This is a genomic window from Aquipuribacter aurantiacus (genome assembly GCF_051216895.1).
Taxonomy (GTDB): domain Bacteria; phylum Actinomycetota; class Actinomycetes; order Actinomycetales; family JBBAYJ01; genus Aquipuribacter.
The window spans coordinates 182670-207416 of record NZ_JBPKAO010000004.1; the positions used below are offsets into that span (position 1 = coordinate 182670).

Consider the following 24747-nt stretch of genomic DNA (forward strand, 5'->3'; position numbering starts at 1 on the left):
GGGGGTGACAGGTTTCGACGGCGGTTGTCGCGCCAGGAGAAGCGGGTCGAGAAGCACAGGTCATCTCGTAAACGTTCCTGTGAAACTAATAGCTGCCGATTCCAAGCGCAGCGACTTCTCCCTCGCCGCCTGAGCGGGGACTAGCAGAGGTCCGTCGGCCCGGGGATGCTTCCGCCCCGGGTACCGGCGTCGACTAGGGAGCCACTGGGTCCGTCCTTCGTCACGGGGGCCGGTCCGACACTTACGTGACTGAGCCCGTCAGCGACTTGCTTGCGTGATCGCTGGGGCCGAGAAAATCAGCAGCAAGCTGCACCCGGAGAAGTCCTGGTCGTTCACCGTCGGACGCGGGTTCGATTCCCGCCACCTCCACCCTGTACGACGTCAGGCCCGGCCCCCCCAGGGGGACCGGGCCTGACGTCTGCCCCGGACCGGTCGGGTCCGAGGCCGCGGACCTCCGAGTCGACCTGCCGCTCACAGGTCGGCGAGCAGCTCCTGCATGATGGCGATCTCGGCGCCCTGGGAGGCGACGGTGCCGTCGACCATGTCGGCGACGATGGGGTGCTGGGCGCCCGTGGCCTCGCCCGCCATGTCGATCGCGCCCTCGTGGTGGGTGGTCATCAGCTCCAGGAACAGCCGGTCGAACTCGGCCCCGTCGGCCGACTCCAGCTCGAACATCTGCTCCGGCGTGGCCATGCCGCGCATGTCCTCGTGGGAGTCGTGGCCGGCCTGGGGGTCCGCCTCGGGCAGCCCCTGGGCCGTGAGCCAGGCCTGCATGGTGGCGATCTCCGGGCCCTGCCCCAGCGTGATCCGCTCGGCCAGGCCCCGGACCCGCTCGTCCTGGGCCCGGTCGGCCGCCAGCTCGGCCATCGCGAGGGCCTGCGTGTGGTGCGGAACCATGTTGGTGACGAACGTGACCTCGTCCTCGTCGTAGGCGCCGGGGTTGGCCATCGAGCCGGTCCCGCCGGGGTCGATGACCTCGGGGGACTCCCCGGGGGCGCCGGGCACGATGACGGGCACCTCACCCGCGGTGAAGGTCGTCGTGGGCTCGGGGCGCGCGACGTCGGACCCGGTCTCGGCGGCGCACCCGGTGAGGCAGACGGCGGCGACGAGGCCCAGCATCGGGGCGGTCCAGTGGGGCACAGCACTCCTCCGGGATGGCCGGCCGGGCCTGGGCGGCCCGACGCGCGGTTGAGCAGGAGGCTACGTCAGTGCCGGCCCGCCCGACGGCCCCCGTCACGGCGCCGAAACATCCACGAGCCGAACGTTCGGATCGTTATTGATCCGTTACCTGGTTTTACTGGGCGTCACGACTCGTGACGACCAGGCTGCTTGGATCCCGGATCGACCGCCGCCCGGCGCGCACCACGGCTCCCGGCGGCCCCCACAAGGAGGCAATTGCCCATGACAGGTGCCAACAGATCCCGCGCCGTGCGCGCGGCTGCGATCGGCGCGGCTGCGGCCATGGTGGCGGGCCTCGGCGTCGCGACCGTCGCCGGCCCGGCGTCCGCCAGCTCGACGGACGACATCCTCGTCTCGGGCGAGACCGCCAGCAGCAGCAACATGCGACTGCTCCAGAACCTGCCCAAGCGCGGGGCCTTCGAGCCCGTCGGGGCCTACAACAGCGACCTGGCCTTCCAGGGCGACTACGCCTTCGCCGGCAACTACAACGGCTTCACGGTCTACGACATCAAGAACCCCCGCAAGACCAAGGAGGTCGTGCAGGTCGTCTGTCCCGGCGCCCAGAACGACATCACGGTCCAGGGCGACCTGATGTTCCTGTCCGTCGACTCCCGCCGCACCGACGACACCTGCAACAGCGGTGCCGCCACCGGTGCCCAGTCCGCCTCGGGCGACTACTGGGAGGGCATCCGGATCTTCGACATCAGCAACCCGGCCGCCCCCGTCTACGTGAAGGCCGTCGAGACCAACTGCGGCTCGCACACCCACACGCTGGTCCCGACCGACGACGGCGAGACGATCTACGTCTACGTCTCCTCCTACAGCCCCTCGGTCAACGTGGCCCGCTGCCAGCCGCCGCACGACGCGATCTCCATCGTCGAGGTCCCCGTCGACGACCCCGCCGCGGCCGAGGTCGTCAACGTCCCCGTGCTGTTCCCGGACGGCGGGCTCATCGCCCGGACCCAGGGCTGCCACGACATCACCGCGTACCCCGAGAAGGACCTCGCGGCCGGTGCGTGCATGGGTGAGGGCGTCATCATGGACATCAGCGACCCGGTGAACCCGGTGCTGCTGGACCGCGTCAAGGACGAGGAGAACTTCGCGTTCTGGCACTCGGCCACCTTCAACAACGACGCCACCTCGGTGATCTTCACCGACGAGCTCGGCGGCGGCGGCGCGGCGACGTGCAACCCGACCGTCGGCCCGAACAAGGGCGCCAACGCGATCTTCGAGCTGGCCGGCGACGGCACCCTCGACTTCGCCAGCTACTACAAGATCCCCCGCGAGCAGGCCTCGACCGAGAACTGCGTCGCGCACAACGGGTCGCTCATCCCCACCCGCAACACCGACGTGATGGTGCAGGCCTGGTACCAGGGCGGCATCTCGCTGTTCGACTTCACCGACCCGGCCAACCCGACCGAGTTCGCCTGGTTCGACCGCGGTCCCGTCTCCGACGCCTCGCTGGTGCTCGGTGGCTCCTGGTCGGCGTACTACTACGACGGCTACATCTTCTCCAACGACATCCAGGAGGGCTTCGACGTGTTCGAGGTCCGCGACCGTCGCGTGGCCAGCGCCAAGGCCGGCAAGTACGCGGAGGACTTCAACCCCCAGACGCAGCCCTCCTTCTGAGGCAGGCGCCTGAGCGGCTGAACCGCTCCTGAACCACGACCGGGCCCGGTCCCCCTGACGGGGGGCCGGGCCCGGTCGCGTCCGGCCCCGGGGCCCACCGCCCGGGTCGGGGGCCGTCGAGGTCGGTTCGACGGGCGCGGCGGAGACCGTCGTGCTTAACATCCGGGGGAACGGCGCGGCCGGACACCGACCGCCCGCAGCCGGTCCCCGGGCAACCCCGGGCGTTCACCCCCAGTCGAACGTCACCCGGAGGTCTGCGTGCCCCTTCACGTCCCCACCCGCCTGAGCAGCCGCACCGCCCTCGACCGCGCCCGGTCGACGGCTCCGGAGGCGTTCCTCGGCGACCGGCTCCGCAACCTGTACGACGGGCGGTGGCAGGACGCCGGCACCCCGGCCACCCTCGTCACCCCGGTGGACGGCACCCCGCTGGCCGACATGGGCAAGGTCGACGCGGCCACGGCGCAGGCCGCGGTCGACGCCGCCGCCCGGGCGCACGTGGACTGGGCCGCCCAGCCCTACGCGCACCGCCACGCCCGGGTCAGCGAGGCCGTCGAGCTGCTCGGCGCGGCGCGCGACGACCTGGCGCTGCTGCTGGCCTGGGAGATCGGCAAGCCGTGGCGGATGGCCTGCGCCGACGTCGACCGCGCGCTGGACGGGGTCCGCTGGTACCTGGAGGAGTGCGAGGCGATGCTGGCTGTCGACGTGGACGGCAACCCGTACGAGCGCACCGCCCTGCCGGGACCGGTCAGCAACATCGCGTCGTGGAACTACCCGATGTCGGTCCTGGTCCACTCCGAGCTGGTGCAGGCCCTGGCCGGCAACGCCGTGGTCGCCAAGACCCCCACCCAGGGCGGGGCCGTCACCCTCACCCTCGCCCATGCCCTGATGGCCCGCGCCGGCCTCCCGGTGACGCTGCTGTCCGGGGTGGGTGGCGAGCTGTCCGACGCCCTGGTCCGCAACCCGCGGATCGGTGCGCTGGCCTTCGTCGGTGGGCGGTCCAACGGGGGCAAGGTCGCGACCCAGCTGGTCGACACCGGCAAGCGGCACATGCTCGAGCAGGAGGGCCTCAACACCTGGGGCGTCTGGGGGTTCAGCGACTGGGACCGACTGGCCGGGCACCTGCGCAAGGGCTTCGAGTACGGCAAGCAGCGCTGCACCGCCTACCCCCGCTTCGTGGTGCAGCGTGACCTGGTCGACGCGTTCCTCGAGGTCTACCTGCCGATCGTCCGGTCGTTGCGCTTCGGTCACCCGCTGGCCGTCGAGGCGGACGACGACCCGCTGCCCGACCTGGACTTCGGCCCGCTCATCAGCGCCGCCAAGGCGGTGGAGCTCGAGCAGCGGATGTCGGAGGCCCTGCAGCGCGGGGCGACGCCGCTGTACCGGGGGCGGGTCTCCGACGGGCGGTTCGTCGAGGGCCAGGACACCTCCGCCTACCACGCCCCGATGACGCTGCTGGCCCCGCCGGGAGGGTCGCGCCTGATGCACGAGGAACCGTTCGGTCCGGTCGACACCATCGTCGTGGTCGACACCGAGGCCGAGCTGCTGGCCCAGATGAACGCCAGCAACGGCGCCCTGGTGGCCTCCCTGGCCTGCGACGACACCGCGCTGGCGGCGAGGCTCGCCGAGCACGTCCAGGCGTTCAAGGTCGGGATCAACCAGCCGCGCTCGCGCGGGGACCGGGCGGAGCCCTTCGGCGGCCGGGGCGGGTCGTGGAAGGGAGCCTTCGTCGGAGGCACGCACCTGGTGCACGCCGTCACCCAGGGGCCGGCGGGGGAGCACCTGTACGGCAACTTCCCGGGCTACTCCCGCACCCCGCCGACCTGACCTGCGGCGACCCCGGCGGGTATCAGCCGCCCGGGGTCCCGCTCCTGGGCGGCACACCCACCGTCCGGGGAGGTCCGCATGTTCTTCTGAGGCTCACGCCACCGTCTGCGACGCGAGGTACCTGGCGATCTCGCGCGGCCCGCTCACCGGGGCCACGGCCTCGACGTCGGGGTTGTAGTTCGTGTTGGTGTTGACGTCGTAGGTCACCACCCGGCCGTCGGTGGTCTCGATGTACTCGATGCCGGCGATCTCGATGCCGGTGGCGGCCAGGAACGCCTCGTAGCGCTCGAGCAGGGGCGGGACGTGCCCCTCGCGCAGACGGAACAGCGGAGCGCCGTCCACCCCGCAGGCGTCGGCCGGGCACAGCTCGAAACCCTGCGCCGTGGACGCCGCGACGGCGTAGAGGAACCGGCCGCCGACGAACTCCGCGCGGGTGACGAACGGCTCCGCCGGGGCGACGTACTCCTGCACCAGGGCGACGCCGTCCACGGGCTCCACCCACTGCGGCGAGGACACGTGCGCCGTCAGCGAGGCCAGGTCGTCGAATCGTCGGACCCCCAGGCCCTTGCCCCCCTGGTTGTGCTTGGTCACCACCGAGTCGGTGCCGCGCCCGAACAGCGACCGGGCCCCCGCGACGACCTGCTCACGGTCGAAGGCCACCACCGTCAGCGGGGTGTCGATGCCCGCCGCCCGCAGGGCTGCGTCCTGGGCGACCTTGCTCACCTCGAGCTCCAGGACGGCCGAGCCGTTGACGACCCGGCGGCCGTGGCCCTCCAGCCAGCGCAGCACCGCCCGGGTGTGGGCGATCGAACGGGAGTGCCCGCGGGTGTGAGCCGACGCGCTCATCCGCGACCAGAACACCCCCTCGGGCGGCTCGCCCGTCAGGTCCAGGGGCTCCTCGCCGGTCAGCAGCCACTGCCGCACCGGCACCCCCTCGGCCTCGAAGGCGGCGGCGAAGGGAGGCCACCAGTCGGCGTTCTCGTGGATGGCGTGCACGGCGGCGCGTCCGGTCGGGGTCACGTGGAGGAGCAACGAGCGTCACCGGCCCGCTGTTCCGTCGCGGTCTGCTGCGGCCCGGCCCCGGGACGGCGACCCCGGTGCCAGACTCCCGGGGTGGGCCACGACGTGACCGTGATCGGGAGCGCCAACCTGGACGTGGTCGTCCCCGTGCCCCGCATCCCCGAACCGGGCGAGACGGTGCTGGCCACGGCGCCGCCCACCCGGCACCCGGGCGGCAAGGGGCTCAACCAGGCCGTGGCCTGCGCCCGGGCCGGAGCCCGCACCGGGTTCGTGGGGGCGGTCGGTGACGACCCGGCGGCGGACGTCCTGCTCGCGGCCCTGCGGGAGGTCGGCGTGGACGTCGGCACCGTCGCGCGCCGTCGGGGCGTGCTCAGCGGGACGGCGCACATCGCGGTGCGGCCGGACGGGGAGAACGCGATCGTCGTCGTGCCCGGCGCCAACGGCGGCTGGGCTGGGCTCGACCCTGCCGCGCGGGCGGCGGTCTCCGGTGCTGCGCTGCTGCTCGCCCAGCTCGAGGTCGACCTGGCTGCCGTCGCCGAGGCGGCGGCCCTCGCCCGGGAGCCCGGGCGCACCGTAGTCCTCAATGCCGCGCCGGCCCCGGGCCGGGCCACGGACGTGGCCGCGTTGCTCGGCCTGGTCGACCTGCTAGTGGTCAACGAGCACGAGGCGGCGGCCCTCGCCCGGGAGCACGGGCGCACCGTCGTCCTCAACGCCGCGCCGGCCCCGGGCCGGGCCGCGGACGTGGCCGCGCGGCTCGACCTGGTCGACCGGCTGGTGGTCAACGAGCACGAGGCGGCGGCCCTCGCCCGGGAGCATGGGCGCACCGTCGTCCTCACCGCCGCGCCGGCCCCGGGCCGGGCCACGGACGTGGCCGCGCTGCTCGACCTGGTCGACCTGCTGGTGGTCAACGAGCACGAGGCGGCGGCCCTGGCCTCGGAGCGGGACCACGTCTCGGCCGCGCGGGCCCTGGCCGCCGGAGCCCGGGACGTGGTGGTGACCCTCGGCGCCCGGGGAGCCCTGCTGGTGGACCGGGACGGGACCGTGACCCCCGTCCCCGCGCCGCGGGTCGAGGCGGTGGACACCACGGGGGCCGGTGACGCCTTCGTCGGCGCCCTGGCGGCGGCCACGGCCCTGGGGGCGCCGCTGCCGGAGGCCCTGCGCCGGGCCTGCGCGGCCGGTGCCCTGGCCGTCCAGTTGCACGGGGCCGTGCCGTCGTTGCCGACCCGCGCGGCGGTCGACGCGCTGCTGCGGCGCCGCTGAGGTCCCCGGCTCAGTCCTCGGTCTCCTCCTCGTCGGCGTCGTCGACCCGCCACCCCCGTCCCGGACCGGGCGCGCCGCGGTGGACCGGGCCAGCCGCACGGGCCAGGATCGGGACCATGGCCTCAGCGAGCGTGTCCCACTCCGTGACGATCCGGCTCGAGCTGCCGGCCAGGCCCACCGCCGTCAGCGAGCTCACGACCTGCATGGAGCAGGTCGGCGCCATCGTCACCGCCCTCGACGTCACCGCCTCGGGCGGGGACCGGCTGCAGGTCGACGTCACGGCCGCCACCCGCGGCGAGCAGCACGCCGAGGAGCTCGCCGACGCCCTGCGGCAGCTGCACGGGGTGGAGATCGGCAAGGTGTCCGACCGGGTGTTCCTCGCCCACCTGGGCGGCAAGCTCGAGATCCACTCCCGGGTGCCGCTGCGCAACCGTGACGACCTGTCGCTGGCCTACACCCCCGGGGTCGGGCGGGTCAGCCTGGCCATCGCCGCGAACCCGGAGGACGCCCGCCGCCTGACCATCAAGCGCAACATGGTCGCCGTGGTCACCGACGGCTCCGCCGTCCTGGGCCTGGGCAACCTGGGACCGCTCGCGGCGCTGCCGGTGATGGAGGGCAAGGCGGTGCTCTTCAAGCGCTTCGCCGACATCAACGCGTTCCCGATCTGCCTGGACACCCAGGACACCGAGGAGATCATCAGCGCGGTCAAGGCGATCGCCCCCGTCTTCGCGGGCATCAACCTGGAGGACATCGCCGCGCCGCGCTGCTTCGAGATCGAGCGACGGCTGCGGGACGAGCTCGACATCCCGGTCTTCCACGACGACCAGCACGGCACGGCCATCGTCGTGGTGGCCGCCCTGACCAACGCGCTCAAGGTGGTGCGCAAGCAGATCGGGGACGTCCGGCTCGTCATGTCCGGGGCCGGGGCCGCGGGCACCGCCGTGCTGCGCCTGCTGGTCGCGGCCGGGCTGCGCGACGTGGTGGTGGTCGACGTGGACGGCATCATCCACCCCGACCGGCCGGGCCTGGCCCCGGAGCTGGCCTGGACCGCCGAGCACACCAACCCCCGCGGGCAGCAGGGGTCCCTGCGCGACGCCCTGGTCGGCGCCGAGGTGTTCGTCGGGCTGTCGGCCGGCAACATCCTCACCGGGGACGACATCGCCACCATGGGCCCCGACCCGATCGTGTTCGCCCTCGCCAACCCCACCCCGGAGGTCGACCCGAGCGAGGCCAGCGAGCACGCGGCGGTGGTGGCCACCGGGCGCAGCGACTTCGCCAACCAGATCAACAACGTGCTCGCGTTCCCCGGCGTGTTCCGCGGGCTCATCGACGCCCGCACCAGCCGGGTCGACGAGGCGATGCTGCTGGCCGCGGCCCGGGCGCTGGCCGACACGGTCCACCCCGACGAGCTCAACGCCACCTACATCGTGCCCAGCGTGTTCAACACCGAGTCGACGGCGGCGGTGGCGGCGGCGGTCGAGCGGGCCGCCAGGGGTGAGCCGACCCCGTGATCGGGACCGGGCCGTTCGGGCCGTTCACCGCCGCGCCGCCGCCCCGGCCGCGGGCCGGTGCGCTGCTGGTCGCGCACCCGTCGCTGGTGGACCCGAACTTCCGGGAGTCGGTGGTCCTGCTGCTCAACCACTCCGACGAGGGCTCGCTGGGCCTGGTGCTCAACCGGCCGCTGGTCAGCGACGTCGGGGACGTGCTGCCCGCCTGGCAGGACCACGTCAGCGAGCCCCCGCACCTGTTCCAGGGCGGCCCGGTCGGCCTGGACTCCGCCATCGGCCTGGCCCGGCTGCCCGGTGACGACAGCGAGCCTCCCGGCCTCAAGCGCCTCACGGGCTCGCTCGCGGTGGTGGACCTGGACGCGCCGCCCGAGATCGTGGCCCCGGCCGCGGCGGGGCTGCGCGTGTTCGCCGGGCACTCCGGCTGGGGCGCGGGGCAGCTGGAGGACGAGCTGGACGAGGACGCCTGGTTCGTGGTGGCCGGGGAGGCCGGCGACGCGTTCCGCACCGACACCGACACCCTGTGGCGCGACGTCCTGCTGCGACAGACCACCACGGTGGCCCTGGTGGCCACGTTCCGGCCCGACCCCGGCGTCAACTGAGGGACCCACCCACGGGCACCGCGAGGTCGGCTCGCGAACTACACTGGGCCGCATGTCCGAGCCTCTCCCGCCGTCCGCGCCGAGCCCTCAGCCCAGCACCTCCCCGGCAGGCACCGCGGTCATCGAGCAGGAGCGCGTCGTCGAGCCCGCGGAGCCGGGCGACCACGAGCGGTTCGCGCACTACGTCAAGAAGGACAAGATCGTCAGCAGCGCCGTCACGGGCGAGGCCCTGACCGCGCTCTGCGGCAAGGTCTGGGTGCCCAGCCGCGACCCCAAGCGGTTCCCGGTGTGCCCGACCTGCAAGGAGATCTTCGAGGGCCTGCGCCCGGGCAAGGACTCCGGGGGCGACGGCAAGGGCGGCTCCGGCGGTTCCGGTGGCTCCGGCTCCGACGGCTGAGCGTGACCGCCCACCCACCTGAGCACCCCAGCACCGCAGCTGCCGCCCACCTCTCGCCCGCGTTCCCCGAGCGGGCCGCCTGGGGGACCGCCGGCGCGCTCCGGGCCTGGCAGCACGAGGCGATCTCGACCTATCTGGACCGCAGCCCGCGCGACTTCCTGACCTCGGCCACGCCCGGGGCCGGCAAGACGACGTTCGCGCTGCGCATCGCCACGGAGCTGCTGGCCCGGCGCACCGTCGAGCGCCTCATCGTCGTGTGCCCCACCGACCACCTCAAGACGCAGTGGGCCGACGCGGCGGCGCGGGTGGGCATCCGGCTGGACCCCACCTTCCGCAACTCCGACGCCTCCTACGCCGCGGGCTACGACGGGGTCGTGGTCACCTACGCCCAGGTCGGCCTCAAGCCCAGCGCCTTCGCCGGCCGGTGCGCGTCCCGGCGGACCCTGGTCGTCCTGGACGAGATCCACCACGCGGGAGACGCCCGCAGCTGGGGCGAGGGCGTGGCCACCGGCTTCGCCGACGCCGAGCGGCGGCTGGCGCTGACCGGGACGCCGTTCCGCTCCGACACCAACCCCATCCCGTTCGTCACCTACGTCGCCGAGGCCGACGGCTCACGGCGGTCGCGGGCGGACCACTCCTACGGCTACGCGCAGGCGCTCGCGGACGGCGTGGTCCGCCCCGTGCTGTTCCTGGCCTACGCGGGCAACATGCGATGGCGGACCCGCGCGGGCGACGAGGTCGCCGCCCGGCTGGGGGAGCCGCTCACCAAGGACCTCACCGCGCAGGCCCTGCGGACCGCGCTGGCGCCGGGAGGGCAGTGGATCCCCGCCGTCCTCAAGGCCGCCGACCAGCGGCTGCGCGAGGTCCGCCGCACGGTGCCGGACGCCGGCGGGCTGGTCATCGCCACGGACCAGAAGTCCGCCCGGGCCTACGCGGTGACCCTGGAGGAGATGACGGGGCAGGCGCCAGTCGTGGTCGTGTCCGACGACCCGACCGCGTCGCAGCGGATCGAGGGGTTCTCGGCCGCCGGGGCGTCCGGCCCGCGCTGGATGGTGGCCGTGCGGATGGTCAGCGAGGGCGTCGACGTGCCACGCCTGTCCGTCGGGGTCTGGGCCACGACGACGGCCACGCCGCTGTTCTTCGCGCAGGCCGTGGGCCGGTTCGTCCGGGCCCGGCGCCGCGGCGAGACCGCGTCGATCTTCCTGCCCAGCGTGCCGCAGCTGCTGCGCTTCGCCGCCGACCTCGAGCTCGAGCGTGACCACGTCCTCGACCGGCCCCGCAACGGCGACGCCGACGACCTGTGGGCCCCGGAGGAGGCCGAGCTGGCCGCGGCGAACGCCACCCGTTCCACCCCCGACGCCGACGAGCTGCCGTTCGAGGCCATCGAGTCCGACGCCGCCTTCGACCGGGCCGTGTACGACGGCGACGAGTTCTCCAACCACACCTCGTGGGCCGACGAGGAGGGCGCCGACGGCGAGCAGGCCCTGCTGGCCCTGCCCGGCCTGAGCGAGGCCGACGAGTACGGTCAGCGGCTGCGCCGGCGGCCCACCACGACGGCCAGCGCTCCCCGCCACGCCGAGGCCGCCCCCGTCGCCGACCACCGGGCCCTGGCCGCCTCGCGCAAGGAGCTGTCGTCGCTGGTGGGCGCGTACGCGCGCCGCACCGGCAGCCCCCACGCCGTCGTCCACGCCAAGCTGCGCAGCACCTGCGGGGGCCCGGCCGTGCCCGAGGCCGACCTGGGTCAGGTCAAGGAGCGCGTCGACACGGTGCGCCGCTGGTTGCTCACCGGCCGGGCCGGGTAGGCGCTCGGACCAGCACCTCGACGCCCGCCTCGCGCAGGTCGCGCAGCGTGCGGTCCCCGTCACCGGGCTCGCGCTCGACGAAGCGGGTCAGGGCGGCCGGCAGCACGGTGGAGTAGCCCAGGCGCACCGCGTCCAGCGCCGTCGCCGCCACGCAGACGTCACCGGCCAGACCCGTCACCACCACCCGGCGCACCCCGCGGGAGTCCAGCTCGCGCTGCAGGGCGGTCCGGGTGACGTCACCGGTCACGGGGTCCCGGACCGAGAAGCCGGAGTAGCCGTCCTCCCCGTCGGTGCCCTTGCGGATCAGCGGGTCGCCCTCACGGACGTCCAGGCCGCCGACGAGCTCGGCGCCCCACGTGCCCGCGACGCAGTGGACCGGCCACGGGCCGCCGTCGGTGTCGAAGTGCGGGGTGCGCGGCGGGTGCCAGTCCTGGGTGAGGACGACCACCGCGCCGGCCTCGCGGGCGGCCCGGAGCTCGGGGCCCAGCAGGGCGGCCAGGTCCTCGCCGCCGGCCACGTGCAGCCCGCCGGCGGGGTCGGCGAAGTCGTTCTGCAGGTCGACCACCACCAGCGCGGTGCTCGCGTCGTAGGTCGTCCAGGTCCTCGCGGCGACGTCGCTCATGACGCCCCACGGTAGGTCGTCGGGAACGCCGGGTCACCCGGGGCCAGGGACAGCCCCTCCCACGGCAGGCGATGCAGCCGGTCGGCCGAGCGCAGCCGTGCGGCGGCCAGGTCGACGGCGTCCGCGCACTCCTCGGTGGGGCGGCCCCGCCGCAGCAGCGGCACCGACGGGTGGGTGTCCCCGTCCCGGGCGGGGGCCGGGCCCGCGCTGCTCAGCACCTCCTCGGTGGCCACCCCGGACGCCCGGTGCCGACGGACGACACCGTGGGCCCCGCCGGGGGTGGCCTTCCCGGAGGACCGCTTGGCCACCGGGCGACCGTCCACCTCGACCAGCTTGTAGACCAGGCCGGCGGTCGGCGCCCCGGAGCCGGTGACGACGGAGGTGCCGACCCCGAGCGCGTCCACCGGGGCACCGGACAGCCGGGCGATGCCGTGCTCGTCGAGGTCGCCGGACACCACGATCCGGGTCCGGGTGGCCCCCAGGTCGTCCAGCAGCCGGCGGGCGAACCGCGCGTGCACCGCCAGGTCGCCCGAGTCGATGCGGACCGCGCCCAGGTCGGGCCCGGCGACCTGCACCGCGGTGCGGATCCCCTCGGCGATGTCGTAGGTGTCCACCAGCAGCGTGGTGCCCGGGCCCAGCGCCGCCACCTGGGAGGCGAACGCGCTGCGCTCGTCGTCGTGCAGCAGCGTGAACGCGTGCGCACTGGTCCCGGCGGTGGGCACCCCGTGGCGGGCGCCGGCGGCCAGGTTGCTGGTGGACGCGAAGCCCGCGACGTAGGCGGCGCGGGCCGCGTCCACCCCGGCGGCCTCGTGGGTGCGTCGGGAGCCCATCTCGATGAGCGGACGTCCCTCGGCCGCCACCACCATCCGCGCGGCCGCGCCCGCGACGGCGCAGTCGTGGTTGAGGATGCTCAGCACGAGAGTCTCCATCAGCACGCCGACGCCGAACGGGGCCCGCACGCTCAGCAGCGGCGAGCCGGGTACGTGGACCTCGCCGTCGGCGTAGCCGTCGACGTCGCCGTCGAAGCGGTAGCCGGCGAGCCAGCCGAGGGTGTCCCGGTCGACGACGTCCTCCTGCGCCAGGTACGCCAGGTCGTCGTCGGTGAAGCGGAACGACGTGAGCGCCTCCACGACCCGGGACTGCCCGGCCACCGAGCCGAACCGGCGGCCCTCGGGCAGGCCGCGGGTGAAGACCTCGAACACGCAGTCCCGACGGGCCGTCCCGTCGGCCAGCGCGGCCCTCAGCATGGTCAGCTCGTACCGGTCGGTGGCCAGGGCCGTCACGACCCCCACGCTATCGGTGGTCCCGGCCGCGCCCGGTCGTGCCTACCCTGGGGGGCGTGCCCGACCCCCGCCTCGCCCAGTCCCCGCCGGAGGAGCCGGCCGCGCCCGGCGCGGACCCCGGCACCGGCACGGCCCTGGCCGACCGGCCGGTCGAGCAGCGTCCGGGGGCCTGGCAGACGGTGGTCTGGAACGACCCCGTGAACCTGATGTCGTACGTGTCCTACGTGTTCCGCTCGTACTTCGGCTACAGCCACGAGAAGGCGGAGCAGCTCATGATGCAGGTCCACACGGACGGTCGGTCGGTGGTGAGCTCGGGCAGCCGCGAGAAGATGGAGACCGACGTCACCGCCATGCACACCTACGGCCTCTGGGCGACCGTCCAGCGGGAGGGGTGAGCGTGGCGCCCCGGTTCCGCGCCCTCGTCCGGCGTCGCCGTGACGGTCACGTGGTCTTCGACCTCGACGTCGTGCACGCGGGCGTCGTGGCCGAGGCGCTCGAGCAGACCCGGGCGGTCCTGCTCGACCAGCCGGGTCCCGACGGGGCCGAGGACCTGCTGGCGGAGCCGGTGGCCGGCGGGGGCGCCGACGGGGAGCCGGACGAGTTCGACGCGATCGTCGCCGGGCTGGGCGACGTGGCGGACGAGGAGTCGGCCCGTCGCAGCGCCGAGGCCGAGGCCGGTCGCGACGACCCGGTGGTGCGCCGGCTGCTGCCGGACGTGTACCTGGACGACGCCGACGCCTCGGCGGAGTTCCGGCGGCTGTCCGGCGACGTGGTCCGGACCCACAAGGTCTCGGCGATCGAGTCGGTGCTGACGGACCTGGAGCTGCTGCGCGACACCGACGGCGGACTCGCGGTCTCCCCGGAGCGGGCCGCGGCGTGGCTGACCGCCCTCAACGACGCGCGCCTGGCGCTGGGCACCCTGCTCGCGGTGGGGGAGGACGACGACCTGCACGCCGAGCTGGACACCTACGAGCAGCAGCTGGCCGAGGGCGGGCTGGTCTCCGACGAGCCGGCCGACCAGGCGCTGCGGGCCTACCGGATCGCCGTGTACGACTTCCTGTCAGCGCTGCTGGACATGGTGGTCCGCGCGCTGGACCGCTGACCGGGGCGTCCCCGACCGGGCGTCCGGGGCGCGCGCGGGCGGGGCCCGGCGACGCAGGACCCCGCCCGCAGCCATGGGCCGCGGACGGGGTCCTGCCGCGCAGGGGTGTGCGCGTGGCGGTGCCGGTGGTCGGTCAGCCCCTGGCTGCCCCGGCCTGACGCTCGGCCTCGCCGGTGCGGGCCGTGCGTGCGTTGGCCACCCCGGTGGGGCGGACGCCGTCGACCTCCTCGATGAGCATGAGCGTCCCCGGGTCGTTGATCTCGGCGTACTCGGGGTCGTCGTAGGCGCTCTTGAGCCGGGCGATGCGGAAGATGACCAGGGCGAACATCGCCTTGGCCAGGATGTCCGCGACCGAGTAGCCGATCTCGCGGGCGACGAACGCGTCGCTGCCGTCCAGGCCCAGCATGGGGAACATGTAGGCGATCGGGTACACGCCCCACGTGGCGATGAGCAGCAGCCGCAGGTTGCGGACGGTGACGGCCACCTCCTTGGGGGCGCCGGCGAGGATGCGGCCGAGCTCGATGAAGAGCACGTACAGGATGTAGACGAACGGGATGGACGACAGCGCACCCCACACCGCCTTGGTGGTGAAGTCGTCGCTGATCTCCCCGGGGTAGCCCAGGACGATCATGAGCACGGCGGCGGGGATGAGCTTGATCAGCAGCGACGTCTGCGTCTTGCGGGCCAGGGCCAGGACGGCGATGGCCTCCAGCAGCAGCAGCGGGACCGTCAGCAGCCAGTCGACGTAGCGGTAGGCCACGTTGAACGAGGTGCCCTCGGCCAGCACGTACGTGCCCATCCCGCCGACCGCGTCGGTGACGTAGGCGTCGCCGAAGGAGTCGAAGATCCGGAAGTAGTGGTAGGCGGCGATACCGCAGACCGTGGCCGAGATGATCAGCGCCATCCGGTACTTGGGCAGCACCTTGCGCAGGTTCAGCAGCAGGAACAGCGCCGTGAACAGCTGGGCGGCGATGACCAGGGACAGGAAGTTGTAGACCGTGTCGAACTGAGCCTGGCTGAGTTCTTCAACCATGCGTGGTCCCTCCAAGGGTTGTCGGATGCACCAGGGAGGCGGGTGATCCACACCGTCGTGGCCCGCCGTGCAACACCCAGGAGACGCCCAGGAAGCGTTCTGCGCAAGTTGACCAACCCGTGAACCGGTTTGAGTCGGGCCGAATCGGGGTAGGAGCGGGCCCGCACGAGCGGTGCGTAGGCTCTCCGACGTGCTTCGACTGCGCCGAGACCTGCTCGAGTCCGTGCTCGCCCACGCCCGTCGCGACCACCCGGACGAGGCCTGCGGCGTCATCGCGGGCCCGGCCGGGAGCGACGACGCGGTCCGGCTGGTGCCGATGCTGAACGCCGCCCGCTCGCCCACGTTCTACGAGTTCGACACCGCCGAGCTGCTGGCCCTCTACCGCGACATGGACGACCGCGACGAGGAGCCGGTGGTCGTCTACCACTCCCACACCGCGACCGAGGCGGCTCCCTCGCGCACCGACATCGCCCTGGCCTCCGAGCCCGGGGCCCACTACCTGCTGGTGTCCACCCGCTCGGACCTGGACGAGGTCCGCAGCTGGCGCATCGTCGACGGCGAGGCGACCGAGGAGCCGGTCCAGGTCGTCGAGGGCTGAGCGGCCTCCGCCGGTGGGAGGGTCAGCGACCGTCGAAGTCGGTGGCGTACTCCGCGGCGGTGCGGGTCGGGGGCGCCCAGCCCCGTGGCTCCCGCCAGCGGGGGGCGGGGGCGTCCGGGAGCTCGATGACGCGCTCGACCGACACCAGCCGACGGCCGGACACCTGCTGCAGCGGGATGCGCAGCCACTGGGTCTTGAACCCGGGGGCCCACGCCTGCAGCCGCCCGGCCAGCCGGGCGCTCCGCACCTCGTCCGTCTCGCGGCTCGCGCGACCGGTGACCACGACGCTCCACCCCTCCCGGGAGCCGGCGCACACCTCGTCGGCCTCGAAGGTCACCAGCCGGTCCGGCGCGGCGCGGGCCAGCCGGGAGCCCGCCGTGGTCCGGACCACGACCTCGACGTCGGGGCCGGGGCCCACGCCGTCCACGACGAACGCCACCGGGACGACGTGCGGGGCGGCGTCGGCCGGGTCGGCCCCGGGATCGACGAAGGCCACCCGACCGACCTGCGCCTGCCGCAGCAGGGCGACGCACTGCGGCCGGGTCAAGGTCTCGATCCTCGGCTGCCCCACACGTCCAGGCTGCTCCCCGATCGGGGCGCTGTCCAGGGGACGAACGTCCCGGGCCGGAATACCCGGGCCACCGCACCCGGTTGCCCACGGCGGAGCGCGACGAGCGCTGCGACGAACCACCCACGGCACGGGACCCCCCACCCGTCAGGCTCGACCAGAGGAGAGCACCGCATGAGCGCCCAGGGCATCACGGTCCGGATCCCGACGATCCTCCGCCCCCTCACCGGCGGCGAGAAGCTCGTCGAGGGCTCCGGCCCGACCGTGCGCGACCTGCTCGCGGACCTCGACTCCCGGCACAGCGGGCTCGCCGACCGCGTCGTCGACGACGGCACGCTCCGTCGCTTCGTCAACGTCTACGTCAACGACGAGGACGTCCGGTTCACCGGCGGCCTGGACACCCCGGTCGCCGACGGGGACCAGGTGACGATCCTGCCCGCGGTCGCCGGCGGCGCCCGCGCCCGCTGACCCGACGTGCGGGTCGACTCCGTCCTCGACACCGTCGGGGACACCCCTCTGGTTCGGCTCGCCCGGCTGCTGCCCGGTGACCGGGTCCGGGTCTGGGCCAAGCTCGAGGACCGCAACCCGACCGGCTCGGTCAAGGACCGGGCCGCCACCTGGATGGTCCGCGCGGCGGAGGGTGACGGCCGGCTCCGGCCGGGGGCCACGCTGCTCGAGCCCACCAGCGGCAACACCGGCATCTCGCTGGCCCTGGCCGCGCGGTTGGGCGGCTACCACCTCGTCGTCGTCGTCCCCGAGAACGTGTCGAAGGAGCGGGTGGACCTGCTGCGCCTCTACGGCGCCGAGGTGCGCTTCTCCTCCGCGGTCGGCGGGTCGAACGAGGCGGTCAGGGTGGCGCGCGCCCTCGCGGCCGAGCACCCCGACTGGGTGATGCTCGACCAGTACTCCAACGAGGCCAACGCCCGCGCGCACTACGAGTCCACCGGTCCGGAGATCCTGGCGGACCTGCCGGAGATCACCCACTTCGTGGCCGGGCTCGGCACGACGGGCACGTTGATGGGGGCCGGTCGGTTCCTGCGCGAGAAGGTGCCGGACGTGCAGGTCGTGGCCGCGGAGCCGCGCTACGGCGAGCTGGTGTACGGCCTTCGCAACCTGGGGGAGGGGTTCGTGCCGGAGCTGTACGACGAGACGGTCCTGGACCGGCGCTTCTCGGTCGGGCCGCGTGACGCCGTCCGGCGCACCCGCGAGCTGCTCGAGGTCGAGGGGATCTGGGCGGGGGTGTCCAGCGGCGCGATCCTGCACGCGGCGCTCGGTCTCGCCCGGCAGGCGGAGCAGGCCGGGGAGCGCGCCGACATCGCCTTCATCGTGTGCGACGGGGGCTGGAAGTACCTGTCCACCGGCGCGTTCGACGGCGACCTGGACCAGGCCGAGGACGCCCTCGACGGCCAGCTCTGGGCCTGACGGGCGCCGGACCGACCAGCGACACGGGACGGGCGTGCGGGGTGAGCCCGCCGTGGCGACCGCGTGTCGTGTCGCTGGTCGGTACGCCGGTCGGCCGCCCGCCCGGTCCTGTCCGGCCCCACGGGTAGCCTTCGGCACGTGCTGGACGAGCTCGACGCCCCGATCGGGATCTTCGACTCCGGGGTCGGTGGTCTGACCGTGGCCCGGGCCGTCCTGGACCAGCTGCCGCACGAGCCGATCCGCTACCTCGGGGACACGGCCCGCACCCCCTACGGCCCCCGGCCGATCGCCGAGGTGCGCCGCTTCGCCCTGGACTGCCTGGACACCCTGGTCGAGTCGGGGGTGAAGATGCTGGTGATCGCCTGCAACTCCGCCAGCGCGGCGATGCTGCGGGACGCCCGCGAGCGCTACGACGTGCCGGTCGTCGAGGTGATCGCCCCCGCGGTCCGCCGGGCCGTGGCCGCCACCCGCACCGGCCGGGTCGGGGTGATCGGCACCCGGGCCACCATCAGCTCCCGTGCCTACGAGGACGCGTTCGCCGCCGCCGTGCACCTGGACCTGACCACGCGGGCCTGCCCGCGGTTCGTGGAGTTCGTCGAGGACGGCGTGACGTCCGGGACGGAGCTGCTGGCGGTGGCCGAGCAGTACCTCGCGCCGGTGCGCGAGGCCGGCGTGGACACCCTGGTCCTGGGCTGCACCCACTACCCCCTGCTGACCGGCGTCATCGGCTACGTCATGGGCGAGGACGTCACCCTGGTGTCCAGCGCCGAGGAGACGGCCAAGGACGTCTACCGGGTCCTGGCCTCGCACGACCTGCACCGCCCCGACGACGCCCCGCCGCCCAGGCACCGCTTCACCGCCACCGGCGACGCCGCCTCGTTCCAGGCGCTGGCCGGCCGCTTCCTCGGCCCCGTCGTCGGCGCCGTGGAGCTGCCGGACGCGGTGGAGGCGGTCGGGTGAGCGGGCTGCGGCTGACGGTCGTCGGCTGCGCCGGGTCCTACCCCGGCCCGGACTCCGCGGCGTCCTGCTACCTGGTGGAGGCGCCGGACGGCCACGGCGGCACCACCCGGGTCGTGCTCGACCTGGGCAGCGGGTCCATCGGGCCGCTGCAGCGCCACGCGGACCCGCGCACCCTGGACGCGGTGCTGCTGTCGCACCTGCACGCCGACCACTGCCTGGACCTGATGGGGCTGTACGTCCTGCAGAAGCACCACCCCGACGGACCCACCGGTCGCCGGGTGCCGGTGTGGGGACCGTCGGGCACGGCCGCGCGGCTGGCCCGGGGGTACGACCTGGCCGAGCCCGACGCGATGTCCGCCGAGCTCGACGTTCACCAGTGGGAGGTCGGGCGGACGGTCGAGGTCGGGTCCTTGCAGGTGACCCCGTTCCCCGTGCGGCACCCCGTCGAGGCCTACGCGGTGCGGGTCGTCTGGACGGACCCGTCGGGGCAGCAGCACGTCCTCGTCTACTCCGGCGACACCGACAGCTGCGACGGCCTGGACGCGGCCGCGGCGGGCGCCGACCTGCTGCTGTGCGAGGCGGCGTTCGTCGAGGGCCGCGACCTGGTCCGCGGCATCCACCTGACGGGCCGCCGGGCCGGCGAGGTGGCCGCCCGGGCGGGCGCAGGCACGCTCCTGCTCACCCACGTGCCGGCCTGGAACCCGCCGGGGGTCGCCGAGACCGAGGCCCGCGAGGTGTTCGGCGGGACGGTCGTCACCGCGGGCCCCGGGCAGGTCCACGAGGTCCACCGGCCACGAGGGGACCGGCCGGCTGCTTTGATGGATCAGTGACTGCATCAGGCCAGACCTCTCCCGACCGGACCAGCCCCGCCCGCCACGACGGCCGCGCCCCCGACCAGCTCCGCGAGGTCCGCCTGACCCGGGGCTGGAGCGAGCACCCCGAGGGCAGCGTGCTCGTCGAGTTCGGCCGCACCCGGGTGCTGTGCACCGCCAGCTTCACCCCCGGCGTGCCGCGCTGGCGCAAGGGCTCCGGCCAGGGCTGGGTGACCGCGGAGTACGCCATGCTGCCGCGCTCGACGAACACCCGCAGCGACCGCGAGTCGGTCAAGGGGAAGATCGGAGGTCGCACCCACGAGATCTCGCGGCTGATCGGCCGGGCGCTGCGCGCCGTCGTCGACACCAGGGCCCTGGGCGAGAACACCATCCAGCTCGACTGCGACGTGCTGCAGGCCGACGGCGGCACCCGGACCGCGGCCATCACCGGCGCCTACGTCGCGCTGGCCGACGCCATCACCTGGGCCAGGGCCGAGGGCCACGTCAAGCGGAACGCCAAGGCGCTCACCGGGTCGGTGTCGGCGATCAGCGTCGGGGTGGTCGACGGCCGCGCCGTGCTCGACCTGGACTACCCCGAGGACGTCACCGCCGGGACGGACATGAACGTGGTGTGCACCGGCGACGGCCGTTTCGTCGAGGTGCAGGGCACCGCCGAGGGCGCACCGTTCGACCGGGCCGAGCTGGACGGCCTGCTGGACCTGGCGCTCGCCGGCTGCGCCAAGCTCACCGAGCTGCAGGCGACGACCCTGCAGGCGGCGACCCCGCCGGCGCAGCCCCTGCAGCCGTGAGCGCCCCCCGGCTGGTCCTGGCCACCCGCAACGAGCACAAGGTCACCGAGCTGGTCCGGCTGCTGCGCCCGTCCGTGCCCGGCCTGGGGGAGACCGACGTGGTCCCGGTGTCGCGGCTGGCCTCGCTGGGGCTGCCCGAGGTGGGCGAGGTCGCCGAGACCGGTGTCACGTTCGCCGAGAACGCCCTGCTCAAGGCCCGTGCGGTCGCCGCGGCCACCGGGCTGCCGGCCGTCGCCGACGACTCCGGCCTCTGCGTCCGGGTGCTGGGGGGCGCCCCGGGGGTGTTCTCGGCGCGCTGGGCCGGCGCCCACGGCGACGACGGGGCCAACCTGCGGCTGCTGCTGGACCAGCTGGCCGACGTCCCCGACCCGCACCGGACGGCGTGGTTCGAGTGCGCGGCCGCCTTCGTCGACCCGCGGCCCGGCACGGCGCCGGTCGACCGCGAGGTGGTGGTCCACGGACGGCTGGCCGGCACCCTCGCCGCGGCCCCCCGGGGCGGCAACGGATTCGGCTACGACCCGGTGCTGGTCCCCGACGGCGGGTCACGCACCTGCGCGGAGCTGACCCCGCAGGAGAAGGACGCCATCAGCCACCGCGGGCAGGCCATGCGTGCGCTGGCACCGGTGCTCGTGCGCACCCTGTCGACCGGCTGAGCCCCGACGGGGCGGCGGGCCGGTGGGATGACGAAGCGGTGACGTCCGCGGCCCCGGGCGCCTCGACCGCCCGGTCGTGGCGCATGCTGGAGCGGTGACGACGACAGCTGCCCCACCCGTACCGGGCACCGCGACCCCGGCCCCGTCCCGCGCCTGGGCGGGGGCGGCCGGTGTCGTGGCCGCCGGGGCCGGCATCGCCGCCGCCGAGGTCGTCGGCATCTTCACCGGCGCCGGGTCCACCCCGGTGCTGGCGGTGTCCGACCTGGTCGTGGACCTGACGCCGCCGTGGGCCAAGGACGCCGCCATCGCGGTGTTCGGCACGAACGACAAGCTGTTCCTGTTCACGGTGGTCGCCCTCGTCGCGGTCGCCGTCGCCGCCGTCGCCGGTGTGCTGGAGAGCCGCCGCCCGGGCTGGGGGTCGCCCGTGACCGCCCTGCTGGCGGTGGTCTGCGGGGCGGCCGCCCTGACCCGTCCGGACCTGGGCCTGTTCGGCGTCCTGCCGGCCTTCACCGCCGGCGTGGTCGGGGTGGTCCTGCTGCGGGTACTGGTCCCGCGCGTCGCCGGCACCCCCGAGGCGCCCGCCACCACCGCGCCGGGACGCCGTGCCGTCCTGGTGGGTGGCACGGGTGCCGCGGCGCTCGGGGTCGGGCTGGGCGCCCGTTCGGTCGGCACCTCCGGGACCGGGACCACCGAGTCGCGCGCCGCGGTCGCGCTGCCCGCGCCGGCCGCGCCGCTGCCGAGCGTGCCCGCCGCGGCGACCTTCGACGAAGTCGACGGCATCGAGCCGTTCCGGACCACCAACGACCGGTTCTACCGGATCGACACCGCCCTGGTGGTGCCTGCGCTCACCACGGCCGGCTGGAGCCTGCGGATCAACGGGTTGGTCGAGGAGGAGGTCGAGCTCGGCTGGGACGACGTCCTCGCGATGCCGCAGGTCCAGAAGTGGGCGACCTTGTCCTGCGTGTCCAACACCGTCGGCGGCGACCTCGTCGGCAACGCGCTGTGGTCCGGCGTGCTGACCGCCGACCTGCTGGCCATGGCGCGCCCGCGGCCCGAGGCCGACATGCTGCTGTCGCGCAGCAGCGACGGGTTCACGGCGGGCTCGCCGGTGGAGACGTTGACCGACGACCGGCAGGCCCTGCTCGCCATCGGCATGAACGGCGAGCCGTTGCCCACCCAGCACGGCTTCCCCGCCCGGCTGGTGGTGCCCGGGCTGTACGGCTACGTGTCGGCGACCAAGTGGGTCGTGGAGCTGACCCTGACCCGGTTCGACGCCGACCAGGGCTACTGGACGCCGCGGGGCTGGTCCGCGATGGGACCCATCAAGATCGCGTCCCGCATCGACCGTCCCGGCGGCGAGGTGCCGGCCGGCCCGACGGTCGTCGCCGGGGTGGCGTGGGCGATGGACGTCGGCGTCGGCGAGGTCCAGGTCCGGGTCGACGGCGGCGACTGGGCCACCGCCGAGCTGGCCGAGGCCGGTACCGCGAGCACGTGGCGGCAGTGGCGGTGGGAGTGGGACGCCGAGCCCGGCACGCACGACCTCGAGGTGCGGGCCGTGGACGCGGCCGGCGAGGTGCAGCTGGAGGAACCCGCGGCGCCGGCACCGGACGGCTCGCAGGGCTATGACGTCGTCACGGTCCGCGTCACGGGCTGAGGCGACGGGCCGGACCACGACCCAGCAGCCGCGGGCGTCCGGCCGGGCTCAGACCAGCACGGCGAGGACCACGGCCCAGCAGCCGCAGGCCCACAGCACGCTGGCGAAGGTGCCGATCATGAAGCGTTCGGGGGCGGCCGGGGTCCTGAGCTCGCCGAAGCGGCCCAGCCCCTTGACGGCCAGCACGACGGCGATGCCCTCCGGGCTGCCGAGGGCCAGGGTGCCGAACGTGGCCAGCCGCTCCAGCACGCCCAGCGTGGACCCGCCGCGCAGCAGGCCCGGGGTCGACATCGTCGCCACGACCGGTCGTGCCCGCTCCTGGACGTCGAGCCTGGACCCACCGCGGTGCAGGTCGACCCCTTCGGCCGCGCGGGCCGCGGCCGGGTCGGCCAGACGCAGCACCCCGGTCGCCATGGGGGAGCCGCCCGCCGCGGCGGCGACCAGCAGCGCCGCCACGGCCAGCACGCCGGGCGCGCCGTGCAGCGGCCCCGCCGCCAGGGCGAGCAGGCCGGCGGCGACCAGGGGCACCAGCAGCCCGGCGACCACCAGTGCGCCCAGCCAGGGCGGTCCCATGACGATCCCGGGGCGCAGCGAGAACGGCAGCAGGACCACGCTGCCGACGGCGAGCAGCCCGAGGACGAGCCCCAGCAGCACCTCGACGACCACGGCTCAGCCCCCGGCCCGCTCGACGGACCCGTCGTCGCCCGTGCCGTCCGCCCGGTCGAGGAGGTGCACGACGACCTCCGTCGCGCGGGACTGCTGACGCCACAGGGCGGCCCCCAGCCGCTGACCCACGGCCTGGCGGGTGATGCCGAGCGCACGGGCGGCGTCGGTCTGGGTGGCCCCCCGGGCGACGAGGGCGACGGCCTCGCGGGCCTCCTCGCTCCAGCGCAGCTGCACCGCCAGCGTCAGGGCGAGCACGGCGTCCGCGTCGGCGACCGCCAGGACGGCCTCCGGCGGCAGGCCCTCGGCGGCCAGCGCCGCGTGGTGGTGACGCTCCTTGGCGGCTTCGACGGCCACCCGCGCCGCGCTGAACGCCGACCCCCGCCCCGCCCTGGTCATCGAGGGCAGCGGCTCCTCGACCGGGCCCACGCCGACCCCCACGGACCAGTGGCCGGTGACCACGAGGGCCTGCACGACCGCCACGACCTGCCCGGCGTCGGCGAGCACGCCCTGCACCTCGTCGCCGGCCGTGCGCTCGAAGCCCCGCAGCGGCTGCGGCACGACCCGGCCCAGCAGCTGCAGGGCCGACCCGACGCGGTCGGAGCCCTGCCGGCTGCCGCGCTGGTCGGCGGTGAGGACGAACATGCGCCAACGCTAGGGGCTGGGCGTGACACAACCCGGCCGGACACGGGAGCCGGTCGCCGCCCGCGGCGGCAGGGCAGAGCCCGGTGCGGAAGGCGGGACTCGAACCCGCACGCCCAGGGGCACAGGATCCTAAGTCCTGCGTGTCTGCCAGTTCCACCACTCCCGCGCCCCGCCAGCGTAGGACCCGACGGCCTGGCCCGAGGCGACGACCGGGGCCGGCGCGGCCCGGTCAGGCGGCGTCGAGGCCCAGCAGCTTGCGCAGCATGGCGACGTGGCCGGTGGCCTTGACGTTGTAGCGGGCCAGGGTGACCACGCCGGTCTCGTCGAGGACCACGGTGGAGCGGATCACCCCGGTCACCACCTTCCCGTACAGCTTCTTCTCCCCGAAGGCCCCCCACGCCGTCATCGTGGTGCGGTCCGGGTCGCTCAGCAGCGGGTAGGTGAGCTGCTCCTGCGCCACGAACCGGGCCAGCGTCGCCACCGGGTCGGGGGACACGCCCAGCACGCGGTAGCCCGCCTGCTGCAACGAGGCCAGGTTGTCGCGGAAGTCGCAGGCCTGCGTGGTGCATCCGGGAGTCATGGCCGCGGGGTAGAAGTACACGACGACCTTGCTGCCGGCCAGGTCCTCGAGCGAGACCGTGGTGCCGTCGTGGGCGGGCAGGGTGAGCTCGGGGGCCCGGTCTCCGGGGGTCAGCTGCGACACAG

26 protein-coding genes, 1 tRNA gene and 1 other RNA gene are annotated in these 24747 nt (G+C 74.5%); 18 read left to right on the plus strand and 10 right to left on the minus strand.

The features are described from left to right. Positions 1-372, plus strand: a transfer-messenger RNA (tmRNA) gene (ssrA, locus tag ACR80Q_RS07505). 99 nt (positions 373-471) lie between these two features. On the opposite strand, the gene ACR80Q_RS07510 is transcribed toward ssrA, so the two are convergent. Continuing rightward, entirely contained in the window at positions 472-1140 is a 669-nt protein-coding gene (locus ACR80Q_RS07510) for a DUF305 domain-containing protein (protein ID WP_435376975.1), read from the minus strand. 261 nt (positions 1141-1401) lie between these two features. On the opposite strand from ACR80Q_RS07510, the gene ACR80Q_RS07515 reads away from it, so the two are divergent. Together ACR80Q_RS07515 and ACR80Q_RS07520 are read left to right on the plus strand one after the other, a co-directional pair. Continuing rightward, a complete protein-coding gene (locus tag ACR80Q_RS07515; RefSeq protein WP_435376976.1) occupies positions 1402-2808 on the plus strand; it encodes an LVIVD repeat-containing protein in 1407 nt (468 codons plus the stop codon). A 258-nt stretch (positions 2809-3066) separates the two neighbouring features. After that, entirely contained in the window at positions 3067-4632 is a 1566-nt protein-coding gene (locus tag ACR80Q_RS07520; protein WP_435376977.1) for an aldehyde dehydrogenase family protein, read from the plus strand. Between the two features lie 93 nt (positions 4633-4725). Here ACR80Q_RS07520 and ACR80Q_RS07525 read toward each other — a convergent pair whose 3' ends face one another. Continuing rightward, positions 4726-5652: an ATP-grasp domain-containing protein gene (locus tag ACR80Q_RS07525; protein WP_435376978.1), complete on the minus strand. Its 927-nt coding sequence runs from the start codon at positions 5650-5652 to the stop codon at positions 4726-4728. 93 nt (positions 5653-5745) lie between these two features. On the opposite strand from ACR80Q_RS07525, the gene ACR80Q_RS07530 reads away from it, so the two are divergent. From ACR80Q_RS07530 to ACR80Q_RS07550, 5 genes are all read left to right on the plus strand, one after another. After that, positions 5746-6912, plus strand: coding sequence for a ribokinase (locus ACR80Q_RS07530; protein WP_435376979.1), 1167 nt, complete (start codon positions 5746-5748; stop codon positions 6910-6912). Positions 6913-7028: 116 nt separating this feature from the next. Then, on the plus strand, positions 7029-8423 hold the full coding sequence (locus ACR80Q_RS07535) for an NAD-dependent malic enzyme (protein ID WP_435376980.1): 1395 nt from the start codon (positions 7029-7031) through the stop codon (positions 8421-8423). Next, a complete protein-coding gene (locus ACR80Q_RS07540) occupies positions 8420-9019 on the plus strand; it encodes a YqgE/AlgH family protein (RefSeq protein ID WP_435376981.1) in 600 nt (199 codons plus the stop codon). Before ACR80Q_RS07535 ends, ACR80Q_RS07540 begins: the two co-directional genes overlap by 4 nt. Positions 9020-9071: 52 nt before the next feature. Beyond that, the gene (locus tag ACR80Q_RS07545; protein ID WP_435376982.1) at positions 9072-9416 is read left to right on the plus strand and encodes a DUF3039 domain-containing protein; all 345 of its coding nucleotides are present in this window, start codon (positions 9072-9074) and stop codon (positions 9414-9416) included. A 2-nt stretch (positions 9417-9418) separates the two neighbouring features. Continuing rightward, entirely contained in the window at positions 9419-11218 is a 1800-nt protein-coding gene (locus tag ACR80Q_RS07550; RefSeq protein WP_435376983.1) for a DEAD/DEAH box helicase, read from the plus strand. Here the strand turns inward: ACR80Q_RS07550 and ACR80Q_RS07555 are convergent. Both ACR80Q_RS07555 and ACR80Q_RS07560 read right to left on the minus strand, forming a co-directional pair. After that, positions 11199-11840, minus strand: a complete 642-nt coding sequence (locus tag ACR80Q_RS07555; RefSeq protein ID WP_435376984.1) for an isochorismatase family protein — start codon at positions 11838-11840, stop codon at positions 11199-11201. The genes ACR80Q_RS07550 and ACR80Q_RS07555 overlap by 20 nt on opposite strands. Then, a complete protein-coding gene (locus ACR80Q_RS07560; protein WP_435376985.1) occupies positions 11837-13123 on the minus strand; it encodes a nicotinate phosphoribosyltransferase in 1287 nt (428 codons plus the stop codon). Before ACR80Q_RS07560 ends, ACR80Q_RS07555 begins: the two co-directional genes overlap by 4 nt. 56 nt (positions 13124-13179) lie before the next feature. On the opposite strand from ACR80Q_RS07560, the gene clpS reads away from it, so the two are divergent. After that, positions 13180-13518 (plus strand): ATP-dependent Clp protease adapter ClpS, encoded by a 339-nt coding sequence (gene clpS / locus ACR80Q_RS07565; RefSeq protein ID WP_435376986.1) that lies wholly within the window; start codon positions 13180-13182, stop codon positions 13516-13518. After that, a complete protein-coding gene (locus tag ACR80Q_RS07570) occupies positions 13515-14225 on the plus strand; it encodes a DUF2017 family protein (RefSeq protein ID WP_435376987.1) in 711 nt (236 codons plus the stop codon). Before clpS ends, ACR80Q_RS07570 begins: the two co-directional genes overlap by 4 nt. A 133-nt stretch (positions 14226-14358) precedes the next feature. Here ACR80Q_RS07570 and ACR80Q_RS07575 read toward each other — a convergent pair whose 3' ends face one another. After that, on the minus strand, positions 14359-15258 hold the full coding sequence (locus tag ACR80Q_RS07575; RefSeq protein WP_435376988.1) for a bacteriorhodopsin-like: 900 nt from the start codon (positions 15256-15258) through the stop codon (positions 14359-14361). A 190-nt stretch (positions 15259-15448) separates the two neighbouring features. Here ACR80Q_RS07575 and ACR80Q_RS07580 point away from each other — a divergent pair, with 190 nt between their 5' ends. Beyond that, positions 15449-15856: a M67 family metallopeptidase gene (locus ACR80Q_RS07580; RefSeq protein WP_435376989.1), complete on the plus strand. Its 408-nt coding sequence runs from the start codon at positions 15449-15451 to the stop codon at positions 15854-15856. A gap of 22 nt (positions 15857-15878) precedes the next feature. Here ACR80Q_RS07580 and ACR80Q_RS07585 read toward each other — a convergent pair whose 3' ends face one another. Then, on the minus strand, positions 15879-16403 hold the full coding sequence (locus ACR80Q_RS07585) for a pyridoxamine 5'-phosphate oxidase family protein (RefSeq protein ID WP_435376990.1): 525 nt from the start codon (positions 16401-16403) through the stop codon (positions 15879-15881). Positions 16404-16598: 195 nt separating this feature from the next. Here ACR80Q_RS07585 and ACR80Q_RS07590 point away from each other — a divergent pair, with 195 nt between their 5' ends. The 7 genes from ACR80Q_RS07590 to ACR80Q_RS07620 all read left to right on the plus strand — a co-directional run bounded on the left by ACR80Q_RS07590 (position 16599) and on the right by ACR80Q_RS07620 (position 22734). Then, the gene (locus ACR80Q_RS07590) at positions 16599-16892 is read left to right on the plus strand and encodes a MoaD/ThiS family protein (RefSeq protein ID WP_435376991.1); all 294 of its coding nucleotides are present in this window, start codon (positions 16599-16601) and stop codon (positions 16890-16892) included. 6 nt (positions 16893-16898) lie between these two features. Beyond that, positions 16899-17846, plus strand: a complete 948-nt coding sequence (locus ACR80Q_RS07595) for a PLP-dependent cysteine synthase family protein (protein ID WP_435376992.1) — start codon at positions 16899-16901, stop codon at positions 17844-17846. A 138-nt stretch (positions 17847-17984) separates the two neighbouring features. Further along, entirely contained in the window at positions 17985-18806 is an 822-nt protein-coding gene (murI, locus tag ACR80Q_RS07600; protein WP_435376993.1) for a glutamate racemase, read from the plus strand. Positions 18807-18811: 5 nt separating this feature from the next. Further along, on the plus strand, positions 18812-19636 hold the full coding sequence (locus ACR80Q_RS07605; RefSeq protein ID WP_435377118.1) for an MBL fold metallo-hydrolase: 825 nt from the start codon (positions 18812-18814) through the stop codon (positions 19634-19636). Beyond that, complete coding sequence (gene rph, locus ACR80Q_RS07610; protein ID WP_435376994.1) at positions 19633-20427, plus strand: ribonuclease PH; 795 nt, start codon at positions 19633-19635, stop codon at positions 20425-20427. The genes ACR80Q_RS07605 and rph overlap by 4 nt, the downstream gene beginning before the upstream one ends. Next, positions 20424-21080 carry an RdgB/HAM1 family non-canonical purine NTP pyrophosphatase gene (gene rdgB / locus ACR80Q_RS07615; RefSeq protein ID WP_435376995.1) on the plus strand — a complete coding sequence of 219 codons (657 nt, stop codon included), beginning with the start codon at positions 20424-20426 and terminating at the stop codon, positions 21078-21080. Before rph ends, rdgB begins: the two co-directional genes overlap by 4 nt. A gap of 94 nt (positions 21081-21174) precedes the next feature. Beyond that, entirely contained in the window at positions 21175-22734 is a 1560-nt protein-coding gene (locus tag ACR80Q_RS07620) for a molybdopterin-dependent oxidoreductase (protein WP_435376996.1), read from the plus strand. Positions 22735-22782: 48 nt separating this feature from the next. Here the strand turns inward: ACR80Q_RS07620 and ACR80Q_RS07625 are convergent, their stop codons facing one another. From ACR80Q_RS07625 to bcp, 4 genes are all read right to left on the minus strand, one after another. After that, on the minus strand, positions 22783-23400 hold the full coding sequence (locus ACR80Q_RS07625) for a hypothetical protein (protein WP_435376997.1): 618 nt from the start codon (positions 23398-23400) through the stop codon (positions 22783-22785). A gap of 3 nt (positions 23401-23403) precedes the next feature. After that, a complete protein-coding gene (locus tag ACR80Q_RS07630) occupies positions 23404-24042 on the minus strand; it encodes a hypothetical protein (protein WP_435376998.1) in 639 nt (212 codons plus the stop codon). An 84-nt stretch (positions 24043-24126) separates the two neighbouring features. Beyond that, positions 24127-24208 (minus strand) — tRNA-Leu (locus ACR80Q_RS07635). A gap of 63 nt (positions 24209-24271) precedes the next feature. Further along, positions 24272-24745: a thioredoxin-dependent thiol peroxidase gene (bcp, locus tag ACR80Q_RS07640; protein WP_435376999.1), complete on the minus strand. Its 474-nt coding sequence runs from the start codon at positions 24743-24745 to the stop codon at positions 24272-24274. Positions 24746-24747: the final 2 nt, after the last annotated feature.